Source organism: Wolbachia endosymbiont of Pentalonia nigronervosa (assembly GCF_014534705.1).
GTDB lineage: Bacteria > Pseudomonadota > Alphaproteobacteria > Rickettsiales > Anaplasmataceae > Wolbachia.
This window is the reverse complement of sequence record NZ_JACVWV010000008.1, coordinates 1-12394: the sequence shown is the minus strand read 5'-3', so window position 1 is coordinate 12394 and position 12394 is coordinate 1. Positions and strand designations below refer to the sequence as shown.

Here is a 12394-nt window from a genome sequence, read left to right as displayed (position 1 = left end):
CTATAAACACTTGAACCCTTTGCTGCTTGCAAGCCATTTACTTTTCCCTTGTGGATAACAAGATTTAAACAATAAAAACTTTAGTTTTTAACTTATTACTAGTAATATCTATATAAATAAGTTACCTTATGTCTAATCTAGGAAACGTATTATTATTAATAGCTTGTCTATTATCTCTAACGTATCTATTTCTTCCACTACGCTTATATAGTCCCACTACTTTTTTTATATTCCTATGTGTATTAACACCATTAGCTATTTTAATTTACTGCCATATTACAAACGACTTTACACTTGAAAATGTATACTATCACTCGCACACAACAAAACCTTTGCTCTATAAAATTTGCGGTGCTTGGGGTAATAAAGAAGGCTCCATGTTGCTTTGGGTTTTTGTGCTTACTTTATATCTGTTATTAATGGATGTTTTTATTGATAACGATAATAAGCTGAAGAGAATATCTATGATTACTCAGTCATTAATTTGCTTCTGCTTTTTACTGTTTACTTTATTTGAATCTAACCCCTTTACGAAAATGCCAAGCATTGAAACAGATGGACTAGGTTTCAATCCAATATTACAGGATATAGGTCTTGCCATTCATCCACCAATATTGTACCTAGGGTATCTTGGGTTTAGCGTTGCTTTTTCGCTTTCAATAGCTGGATTAATTACAGGAATGGAGGGAAATACTTGGGCTAAAATTGTAAGGCCATGGGTGCTTATCTCTTGGTCATTACTCACTTTGGGTATCAGTCTTGGCAGTTGGTGGGCGTACCGTGAGCTTGGATGGGGTGGATTTTGGTTTTGGGACCCCGTAGAAAACGTTTCTTTGATGCCGTGGTTGATCGCAATAGCGCTGACACATTTGTTGCTTGTAGTGCGGAATTTTAATACCCTGAGAAATTTTGCCATTTTGCTTGCACTTGTAACTTTTATTTTGAGTATCACAGGAACTTTTATAGTACGTTCTGGAATATTAGCTTCAGTGCATACATTTGCAGATGATCCAAGATATGGGCTATATATACTGATTCTGCTTGGTATTGTTGTAGCTAGTAGCCTGTTGATATTTATTCTGTTTGCAAAAAAAAGTCATACATCGAAGCCAACTTTCCCTATTTTTTCTCGCTTTACAATGATGTTGTTAAATAATTTATTGTTCATAACTGCTTTTTTCATCACTTTTGTTGGCACTTTATACCCAACATTACTTGAGTATTTTACAGGTGAGTCAATTTCGGTTGGGGCCCCGTATTATAATACTTTATTTAATCCCATAGCATTAGCTATTCTAGTGCTAACCATGATAGGGCAATATTGCCGTTGGCAGGGAAATAAATTACTATCTATTTTTAGCGAATATAGATTTTCATTCTGCAGTGCTGCAGCTATTTTACCTTTTATCCTTCACATGGATTTAATGATCATTCTATCAATTACCACTTCAATTGCATTACTAATCTTTATTTTAGAGGCGTATAGTAAAAGGATCAGGTTATTTGAATCTTCATTGAGTGAATCTGTTCTGCTAGTGAAAAAAGTCTCTAAATCTTACTATGCAATGATGATGGCTCATGGTGGAATTGCAATCTTAGTGTTGGGTATAACCTGTTCTATTGGTTGGCAGGAGGAAAAAGAAGGTTACTTAAAGATTGGTGATAGCATAACAGTTAGTAATTTTAAAGTTGCCTTGCAAAATGTTGAGTTAATCAAAGAAAAAAATTTTCATGCAGTAAGAGGTACAATGACCATTAAAAATTTATTAAACAATAAAATGCTAGGAAAAATAATGCCTGAATATAGGTTCTATCTTGTGGAAGGTCAGAGAAATGTTGAAAGCAGCATTTACCACAACCTATTTTCTGATATTTATGTTGTAATAGGCGAAATTAATAAAGATAGCATAGCAACTAAAGTGTACTACAAACCTGCTATGTCCATAGTCTGGCTAGGGTCTATTTTAATTGCTGCAGGTTCTTTTCTTGCTGCTTTGCCTTGTGGAAAGCAGAATTTAAAATCACACAAGACAACTCTTTTGAGTTGACATGATGCTATATTGTAATTAATACTGAAAAAGATTTACTCAAGTTTATTATAGGATTAAGTATGTTTATCTCTGAAGCCTTTGCTGCAGGTTCAACCAGTAGCACATCAAGTATAGGTTCATCTTTTGTTAGCTTTGTTCCACTTGTCTTACTGTTTTTAGTATTTTACTTTCTTATTATTCGACCGCAGCAAAAAAGACTAAAAGAACATAAAAGAATTATCGATCTGATAAAACGTGGTGATAGTGTAGTTACTTCTGGTGGTATAATCGGTGAAGTTAATAAGGTTGATGAAACAAATGGACAATTTATAGTTGAAATAGCGCCAAAAGTTGAGATAAAAGTCCTTAAATCTGCTATATCTGAAGTTTTAACTCAAAAAACAGTGGCTCAGACACCCGAGAAAAGTAAGGTTGAAAGTAGTAATAAAAAAAATAAAGAGAAACCAGCAAATGGTACACAGAAAAAAAATGATGAAAATAAAAGCAAAGATGCTTGATTATTTTATAAATTCGTTGGCGGTTCATTTGTGTGCGGAATATTTGGTGTAGTAAGTAGTGGTGGTTCGGTAATACAAACCTTGTTGATTGGATTACAAAAATTAGAGTATAGAGGTTATGATTCTACAGGTATAGCAATCGTAAATAAAGAAGGAAAAATAGAAGTTAAGAAATCAGAAGGTAAAGTTGACAAGCTGTGTAGAATAATAAGCAATAGTGAAATATCCAGCAGTACAGTAGGGATAGCTCATACTCGCTGGGCTACGCATGGAGTTCCAAGTCTTAGAAATGCTCATCCAATTCATACAAATAAAGTTGTGGTTGCCCATAATGGCATAATTGAAAATTACAGTTCACTAAAAATGGGGTTGGAAGACAAGGGAGTGCAATTTCACACTGATACTGATACGGAAGTTATACCAAATATGCTGACCGTATACCTTAATGAAGGGTTGTTGCCCATTGATGCATTGTTAAAATGCTTAAGCAATCTACATGGTTCATTTGCTTTAGTTTTATTGTTTGCAGAGTATCCCGATACTTTATTTGTTACTAAAAGAAATTTACCTTTAGCAATAGGCTATAACTGTGATGCAATGTTTGCTGCATCTGATTCTAACACCTTGGGTTCATTTGTGGAAAAAATATCACATTTGGAGGATGACGATATTGCAGTGATAAGATTTGATGAGATTAGTATATATAACAATGGTATTCGGGTTAAGCGTAATATAGAAAACAATAATATAGGCAATCTTCTTATTAGTAAAAATGGATATTCTAGCTTCATGCTTAAAGAAATTTTTGACCAATCGTGTGCTTTAAATGATACGGTAAATCAATTTTACAAAAAATATAGAAATATTATATCTGAAAACAAGAAACTATTTTGTGATCTTTCTCATATTACTATAATTGGATGTGGGTCATCTTATTTTGCTGGATTAATAGCGAAGTATTGGTTAGAGAGCATAGCTCAAGTTAGAGTTTACTTAGAGATTTCATCAGAATTTAGATACAGTGACGTTAAATTAAAAGAAGGAAATGTTGGATTATTTATTTCACAATCTGGTGAAACTGCAGATACCATGGCAGCATTGCACTATGCAAAATCACAAAAACAGATCATCATTAGTATCACCAATACATTTAGCAGTAGTATAGAAAAAACATCAGATATTGTATTGCATACTCTTGCTGGTCCAGAGATTGGTGTTGCATCAACAAAAACATTTTCAAGTCAACTTGCCATTTTAGCGTGTTTTACAGTGGAGCTTGCAAGAATAAAAGGTATACTAAATGAAGATAGCATTAAGCACTTGAGTAATGCCATAAACTCTATTCCCAGATACATTGAATATGTTTTACATATTGGAAAAATACAATATGTAGCAAGTCACATATCGGAGTATAACAATGTTGTTCTAACTGGCAGGGGAACTTCATACGGTGTTGCTATGGAAGGTGCTTTAAAAATAAAAGAGCTTTCGTATATTAACACTATCGGCATTGCTGCCGGAGAAATGAAGCATGGTTCAATTGCTTTAATAGATGATACCGTACTTGTCATAGTTATCATTCCTTATGACAATTTATTTTTTAAAACGCTGTCCAATATACAAGAAATAGTTGCAAGGAAAGGTAAAGTAATTGCCTTCAGTGACAAGCAAGGAATGCCATTTCTTAGAGAAATTTGTGAAGATGTAGTACAGATTCCTGAGGTTAATAGTTTTATTTCTCCTATCATTTATAGTGTTGCTATGCAACTTCTTGCGTATTTCATTGCAGTAAAAAAAGGTCTTGATGTTGACTGTCCAAGAAATCTAGCTAAGTCTGTTACGGTTGAGTAATCAATACACGTTAGTGAAGAAAAGATAAAAGGCTATCACTTTTTGGGACTGCAGAGTTCTAATGACGCAGTTTGCTGTGCCTATATCGTACATAGCTGATAACCTGTTTTACTCCCTTTACTCTTCTTGCAATTGATATTGCAGATGTCAATTCTGCTTTATTTTGAGCTATGCCCATTAAGTAGACAACTCTATCGATAGTGTTAACACTATAATTAATAGACTTGATATTTTTTTTGCCAAGTAGCTTCGTTCTAATTTCTGCAGTTATTATGCCATCTACAGTGGTATCCACCACAGAGGTCATGTTGATTGGTGTAACTCTTATCTCATTTATTACTTCTTTAACTTCTTTTTGCTTCCAAGCTATTTTTTCTGCTGTAATTTGCTTTTCAGGAGTGTTAACATTTCCTATGAGCAATACTCTTCCCTCGCTTATCTTAACACTGATAGATGAAAATAAACCATGTTTTAAAAGCTCTTTATTAATTCTGATTACCGTAGTTGTATCATCAACTATATTGCCTAAAGACCTGTCTTGCATTGTGATAGCTGTTACTGTTGCTGTAGTCACTGCAGTGCCTATGATCAAAGTTGCGCAGTTACTCTGAGTAATTAACACAATTATTAGTAAGAGACTTGTTATTAATCTCATTATGTTTACCTTTTTAATTGAAGCTTTCATAGAGAATGCTAATAAGCTTTTTTGTTTGTGTAAATACTGGAAGTTAAAATAACTTGAATATTTTTAGTGTAATGCATATAAATTATCTTAACAAGTCTGCGGATATGGCGGAATTGGTAGACGCGCCAGGTTTAGGTCCTGGTAAACTATGTTTGTGGGGGTTCAAGTCCCTCTATCCGCACTTGAAGTTATGTGGTCATATTTTAAGAAAAAATTTATAATCACTAAATATACTTTAAGTTCGTTAAAGATTGTATTTAACTTGAATTCTGATAAAATGATTATATTGGAGTAGAAATAAAATATTAATAATTATGTCTAATAATACATCTCAAGGCACAGCAGTAGTAAGTTCTAATGATATATATACTTATAAGGAACTTAGTATAGATAAACTAAAACATGAATATGAGATTACAGTCAATGGTGAGCACATAAAGCAAAAAGTAGATTCTGAGTTGCAAAAGATAGCACAAACTGCAAAATTGCCTGGATTTAGAGTAGGAAAAACACCGTATGAGCTCATAATTAAGAACTATCAAAACACAGCTTTGGAAAGCACATTAAATGATGTGCTTGATTATTGTTCTGGAGATTTAATGCAGAAAATTAAAATTGAATCTCATATTTACCCAAAGATAGACGTTGTATCGCTGCCAAATCTGGATGCAGAAGATGAAAAGAGTAGTTTAGTATACAAGCTGTCTTTTGAATCAATGCCAGAAGTACCAGTGATAGATCTTGATAAAATAAATTTAAAGAAATTAGAAGTAAAAGTTGAAGAAGATGACATAAAGGAATATATTGATTCAATTAAAGTGAAATTTCCTAATTTTGTTTCTGTGGATGATGCTTCCTACCAAGCAAAAAGTGGAGATAATTTGACCATTGATTTTGAAGGGCGGATTAGAGGAAAACTTTTCAAAGGTGGAAGTAGTAAAAATTTCTCTGCCAAATTAGGATCAAATAAATTTATCGGTGGCTTTGAAGATCAATTAATTGGTATGAAGAAAGGAGAGACAAAGAATTTTGAGCTACAATTTCCTGATAATTATCAACAATTTGCAGGACAAAAAGTGGATTTTTTTGTTCAAGTAAATGATATTCAAGTCATTAAGGAATTTGCAAGTGATGATGATATGGCAAAAGACATTGGATTTAAAGATTATTCTTCATTAATGGATCATGCTAAACAAGTAATTAGTGATCAATGTGATAAAATGACAGACCTTCTGATGAAAAAACAATTGTTTGATTGTCTAGATGTTGACTACAATTTTGATATACCGACAAATGTGGTATATCAGGAGCAGCAGAGAATAAAAGGGGAAATGGATGATCAAGATAATTCTTATGAAGAAGCTGAAAAACGAGTTAAACTTGCTATGTTATTCATGAAGTTTAGTACGGAGCATAAAATATCACTGGATTCAGAAGATATCTTTAATGTCATTTTGAAGCAATACGCAAGTGGGGATATCTCTTTGAGTAAAGCCATGAATTATTATAAATTAGACAGGCAATTTCAGGAACTAGTGAGAGGGCAAGCGCTTGAATCTAAGGTTACAAATTATATGATGGAAAAAATCAATAAAGAACAACAGACTGTTTCTGTAAAAGAATTAAAAGAATTATTTGATAATATTTAGTAAGATAAAATATGACTCTTGTACCAATTGTAATTGAGCAAACCAGCAGAGGTGAACGTGCTTATGATATATATTCAAGGCTAGTAAAAGAAAGGATAATTTTTGTAACTGGCCCTATAGAAGATAACATGGCTAGTGTAGTAGTAGCACAGCTCTTATTCTTAGAATCAGAAAATCCAGACAAAGATATTTATATGTATATTAATTCACCAGGTGGTGTTGTAACTGCTGGGTTATCGATATATGATACTATGCAGTACATAAAGCCAGATGTTTCAACTTTATGTATAGGTCAAGCTGCATCTATGGGTTCCTTATTACTTTCAGCTGGTACAAGTGGTAAACGTTATTCTTTACCTAATTCAAGAATTATGATACATCAGCCATCAGGTGGTTATCAAGGTCAAGCAACTGATATAGAAATACATGCTAATGAAATTTTGCGAGTCAAGAAAAGACTGAATCAAATCTACGAGAAACATACTGGAAATTCGTTAAAGAAAGTTGAAGAAATGATGGAAAGAGATAAGTTTTTAGATCCTGAGGAAGCAAGAAAAATTGGATTAATTGATAAAGTTATAGCTGAACGTATGGATATTAAGAGTTAATAAAGGTAATTTGATGAGTATCAATAATAATGATTTATGCTGTTGTTCTTTTTGCCAGAAAACACAAGACGAAGTGGATAAATTGATAACTAATTCTTTAGGTAACTCAAAGGTATTCATTTGTAATGAGTGTATAGAGTTATCTCATAAGGCAATAAATCAAGAAAAGGGCGGGTCTTTTAATTTAGATTATGTGTCTAATACAAAGCTATGGTTAAAGAAGCCTCAGGATATAAAAAACTTTCTTAGCAAACATGTTGTTGGCCAAGAGCATGCACAGCATGTTTTATCTGTAGCTATGTATAATCACTGTCAATGCATGTCACAATTTGATGCTATAAGTGATACGGAAATTGAAAAATCAAACATAATGCTGATTGGCCCCACTGGTTCTGGTAAAACTTTATTAGCAAAAACGCTTGCTAAAGTTTCAGATGTACCATTTGCTATGGCTGATGCAACAACTTTAACTGAGGCAGGGTATGTGGGAGATGATGTAGAAAGTGTGTTGTCACGCTTATTGCAAGCTGCAAATTATGATGTACAAAAAGCACAACGTGGCATAGTGTTTATTGATGAAATAGATAAAATAACTAGAAAATCTGAAAGTACTTCAATTACTCGAGATGTTTCAGGTGAAGGAGTTCAGCAAGCCCTGCTTAAAATTATGGAAGGTACTGTTTCTTATGTTCCGCCACAGGGAGGGAGAAAGCACCCACAACAAGAGTTTATTCAAATAGATACTAGTAATATATTATTTATTTGTGGTGGAGCTTTTGAAGGTTTGGATAAAATTATTGAAGCAAGAAAAAAGGGGACATCTGTAGGTTTTGGAGCAGATATAAGTCAATTTGCAGCAAAAAAGAAGAAAAATATTTTACAAGAAGTTGAACCTGAGGATTTGATTAAATTTGGTTTAATACCTGAGTTTGTAGGGCGGGTGCCAGTTATTGCTGTTCTGGACGAATTAGATCATAAGGATTTAGTACGTGTATTAGTAGAACCAAGAAATGCACTGATAAAACAGTATAAAGCATTGCTTGCATTTAGTAAGGTAAATCTTGAATTTTCAGATAAAGCAATATCAGCTATTGCTAAGAAATCTATGAGTTACAAAACAGGTGCAAGAATGTTACGTGCTATCTTAGAGTCCCTATTGCTTGATATTATGTATAAGGCTGGCAGTGGAGATTTTGAAGGTTGTACGGTAGTCATTACTGATAAAATGGTGGAATCAGGAAAAGCAACAATTAATCACAGCCGAGGTAATGTTATAACAGTTAATGATTAACTTGTAGTTTAGGTATATATTATGAATATCATGCATTCTGAGTTATCAGTCTTACCTTTAAGGGATATAGTAATTTTTCCTGGAACAATGGTACCTTTGTTTATAGGTAGGGAAAAATCTATTAATGCGTTGGAACATGCAATGAATAACCAACATGAGATTTTTCTTGTTGCACAACGAGATGGATCTATCGATAATCCGGAATATGAAGATCTCTATGAGGTAGGGGTAATAGCAAGCATTACACAGCCATTAATAAAATTACCCGATAATGCAGTAAAAGTTATAATTCAAGGAGTAAGCCGGGGAAGGATAGTAGAATACATTAGTTCTCACTCTTTACTACAGGCTAGGATAGAAATAAATGATTATGATAAGCATGAAGAGGAAGATGTTGAATTAGAGGCTTTAAAGCGATCTGTAATAGACGTATTTGATGATTGGAATAAGATAAATAAAAAAAATCAGCCTGAAACTGCAGTTAATTCTATTGATCACATTAGAGATACTGGTCAACTCGTGGATACTATAGCTTCATATCTAAATGTAAAAGTACTAGATAAACAAGGTATACTTGAAACCTACGATCTAAAGCAGCGACTAGAAAAAGTTTTTACTTTAATTGAAAGAGAAATAAGCATTTTAAATGCACAGAATCATTTATATAGAACAGTTAAATCTCAAGTTGAAAGTAGCCACAAGGTTTATTATCTTAATGAGCAGTTAAAAGCAATACAGAAAGAATTAGGAGAATTTGAAAATAGTGATGAAGGCAATATATTAAACGAGTTTGAGAAAAGAATAAATGAGACACAGCTTTCTCAGGAAGCAAAAGAAAAGGCTACCTCTGAACTAAAGAGATACAAAAAAATGAATCCTATTTCACCTGAAGCTACAGTGGTATCTAGTTACCTTCACTGGCTTCTTGATTTGCCATGGGGAAAGTATAAAGATACAAAAATTAATTTAAATGCTGCCAAGAAGATCTTGGATGAAAATCATTACGGCATAGAGAAAGTAAAAGATAGAATAATAGAGTTTTTAGCAGTATTAAAGAGAGTAAAAGAAATAAAAGGCCCTATACTTTGTTTAGTTGGACCACCCGGGGTTGGTAAAACTTCTTTGGCTAAATCCATAGCTAAAGCAATAGGTAGAGATTTTGTTCGTATGGCTCTTGGTGGTGTGCGTGATGAATCAGAAATACGTGGACATAGAAAAACTTACATCGGGTCCATGCCTGGTAAGATAATTCAGCATATGAAAAAAGCTAAGTCGTGTAATCCGCTTTTTTTATTGGATGAGGTAGATAAGATGGGTGCAGATTCGCGTGGTGATCCTGCATCTGCATTACTTGAAGTTCTGGATACTGAACATAATAAATATTTTACTGATCATTACATGGAAGTTGAATTTGATCTTTCAAGTGTTATGTTTATAGCCACAGCGAATAGTTTAAATTTACCACCTCCATTGCGTGATAGGATGGAAGTTATACAGTTATCTGGTTATACAGAGGATGAAAAAACTAATATTGCCACACATCACCTTATCCCAAAGTTAAAGAAAGAACACGGGTTACAGCAGAAGGAATGGGACATAACTGACGATGCACTACATCAGTTAATACGTTTATACACACGTGAAAGTGGTGTGCGTAGTATGGAAAGAGAGCTTGCGAAATTAATGAGAAAGGCAGTTAAAGAGATATTGACTGATAAGCATAAGAAAATATCTGTAGGGGAGGATAATTTACAAGATTATTTAGGGGTACGCAAATATACCTTCGGCATTGCAGAAAATGAGGATTTAGTGGGAGTAGTAACTGGGCTTGCCTATACTGAAACAGGTGGTGATATTTTAATGATAGAATCAGTGTTAACTCCAGGTAAGGGAGAGATAAAATATACAGGGAAGTTAGGAGAAGTGATGCAGGAGTCTATAAAGGCTGCTTATAGTTACGTCAGGTCGAAATGTTTATCTTTTGGTATAAGGCCTGAGAAATTCCAGAATAATGATATACATTTACATGTACCTGAAGGAGCTGTGCCAAAGGATGGTCCCTCTGCTGGTGGTGCAATGTGTACGTCTATTGTCTCTCTTATGACAAATATACCAGTGAACAAGAGTGTTGCAATGACAGGTGAAGTGACATTACGTGGTAGAATCTTAGCAATTGGTGGATTAAGAGAAAAGTTACTTGCTGCATTAAGGGGGTCAATCAAAACTGTAGTGATACCAAGTGAAAATGAAAAAGATATGCAGGAAATTCCAGCAAACATTAAAGAAGGAATAAATATAATCTTTGCCAAGAATGTTGATGAAGTAATAAAAATTGCTTTAATGCAAGCTGTTTCTCCAATTAAAAGTTCCTCATCTATAGTAGAAAGTAAGGAATCCACATTGGAAACATTAAAGCATTAAAACACATAGCTTTTCTCATAATATGTTGCTGAAAATTGCAGTAAACATTTGATATAGTTTTTGATCTTGCGGATCTTATTTTCCACTCGCGTCCTGAGCGATCGATTCTCATATTCTAAATTTTTCTCCCTTGATTCGCAGCAGGCCTTACTTTTATTTTGCTGTGCTGCTGAACAAATGCGATATAATACCCACAAATAATATTAGAGAAATGCATAATATTGATGATAGACATGATATAAGCGACTATATAGTTAAAAAATTAGATAAATTAGCTAATAGTACAACAAGGTTTAAAAAAGAGTTTAATAATCTTATTCCTTATCATAAAGAGCGATATACCTACATAAAGACAGTAGAAAAGAAAAATGCTCAAGCTATGTCTGGTGTGCTAAATGCAACAAAAGATGTTAGAATATTTGATGGCTTACTTGAAAGTGATAAAAAGTTTGCATTTAATACACTTGATTGTGTTAATTCTCAATGTACTTTATTTAAAACGTTGTTTAGTAAGTTAGGGCAACACAGAGAAAAATATATAAAACATGTTAAAGGCAAGAAAAATAGTGCTGTAGCTATGTCCGGCATACTAAATGCAACAAAAGATACCAGCATATTTGATGGCTTACTTAAAAGTGATAAAGAGTTTGCATTTAATACACTTGATTGTGTTAGTCCTCAATATACTTTATTTAAAACATTGTTTGATAAATTGAGGCAACACAGAAGGAAATACATACAACATATTCAAGGCAAGAAAAATACTAAAGCTATGTCTGGTGTGCTAAATGTAACAAAAGATACCAGCATATTTAATGGCTTACTTAAAGGTGATAAAGAGTTTGCATTTAATACACTTGATTGTATTAATCCTACATACACTTTATTTAAAACGCTGTTTGATAAGTTAGGTCAACACAGAGAAGAATATATAAAACATGTTAAAGGCAAGAAAAATGGTGCTGTAGCTATGTCCGGCATACTAAATGCAACAAAAGATGCTAACATATTTAATTACTTACTTAAAAGTGATAAAGAGTTTGCATTTAATACACTTGATTGTGTTAGTCCTCAATATACTTTATTTAAAACGCTGTTTGATAAGTTAGGTCAATACAGAGAGAAATACATAAAACATATTCAAGGCAAGAAAAATGCTAAAGCTATGTCAGGTGTGTTAAATGTAACAAAAGATACCAGCATATTTAATGGCTTACTTAAAAGTGATAAAGAATTTGCATTTAATACACTTGGTTGTATTAATCCTACACACGCTTTATTTAAAACGTTGTTTGGTAAGTTAGGGAAACAACATAAAAATGGATACGTAAAACATGTTAA

General features: G+C 33.2%; 8 protein-coding genes, 1 tRNA gene and 1 pseudogene. 9 read left to right on the top strand and 1 reads right to left on the bottom strand.

The annotated features are described in order from the left end of the window. Window positions 1-128 precede the first annotated feature (128 nt). The 3 genes from IC220_RS01755 (at window position 129) to glmS (ending at window position 4399) form a co-directional block, all read left to right on the top strand. The gene (locus IC220_RS01755; RefSeq protein WP_188152883.1) at window positions 129-2048 is read left to right on the top strand and encodes a heme lyase CcmF/NrfE family subunit; all 1920 of its coding nucleotides are present in this window, start codon (window positions 129-131) and stop codon (window positions 2046-2048) included. Window positions 2049-2110: 62 nt separating this feature from the next. Beyond that, a complete protein-coding gene (gene yajC / locus IC220_RS01750; protein ID WP_188152882.1) occupies window positions 2111-2548 on the top strand; it encodes a preprotein translocase subunit YajC in 438 nt (145 codons plus the stop codon). A gap of 30 nt (window positions 2549-2578) precedes the next feature. Then, on the top strand, window positions 2579-4399 hold the full coding sequence (glmS, locus tag IC220_RS01745) for a glutamine--fructose-6-phosphate transaminase (isomerizing) (RefSeq protein ID WP_188152881.1): 1821 nt from the start codon (window positions 2579-2581) through the stop codon (window positions 4397-4399). A gap of 58 nt (window positions 4400-4457) precedes the next feature. Here the strand turns inward: glmS and IC220_RS01740 are convergent, their stop codons facing one another. Next, window positions 4458-5054 carry a BON domain-containing protein gene (locus IC220_RS01740; RefSeq protein ID WP_188152880.1) on the bottom strand — a complete coding sequence of 199 codons (597 nt, stop codon included), beginning with the start codon at window positions 5052-5054 and terminating at the stop codon, window positions 4458-4460. A 128-nt stretch (window positions 5055-5182) separates the two neighbouring features. Here IC220_RS01740 and IC220_RS01735 point away from each other — a divergent pair. The 6 genes and pseudogenes from IC220_RS01735 to IC220_RS01710 form a co-directional block, all read left to right on the top strand. After that, a tRNA-Leu gene (locus IC220_RS01735) sits at window positions 5183-5265 on the top strand. Between the two features lie 133 nt (window positions 5266-5398). Further along, window positions 5399-6733 carry a trigger factor gene (gene tig / locus IC220_RS01730; protein ID WP_188152879.1) on the top strand — a complete coding sequence of 445 codons (1335 nt, stop codon included), beginning with the start codon at window positions 5399-5401 and terminating at the stop codon, window positions 6731-6733. Between the two features lie 11 nt (window positions 6734-6744). Next, complete coding sequence (gene clpP, locus IC220_RS01725; RefSeq protein WP_188152878.1) at window positions 6745-7341, top strand: ATP-dependent Clp endopeptidase proteolytic subunit ClpP; 597 nt, start codon at window positions 6745-6747, stop codon at window positions 7339-7341. 13 nt (window positions 7342-7354) lie between these two features. Then, window positions 7355-8632, top strand: a complete 1278-nt coding sequence (gene clpX, locus IC220_RS01720) for an ATP-dependent Clp protease ATP-binding subunit ClpX (protein ID WP_188152877.1) — start codon at window positions 7355-7357, stop codon at window positions 8630-8632. Between the two features lie 21 nt (window positions 8633-8653). Then, window positions 8654-11053, top strand: a complete 2400-nt coding sequence (gene lon / locus IC220_RS01715) for an endopeptidase La (RefSeq protein WP_410543321.1) — start codon at window positions 8654-8656, stop codon at window positions 11051-11053. 211 nt (window positions 11054-11264) lie between these two features. After that, window positions 11265-12394: pseudogene (locus IC220_RS01710) on the top strand (hypothetical protein); the annotation flags it as partial.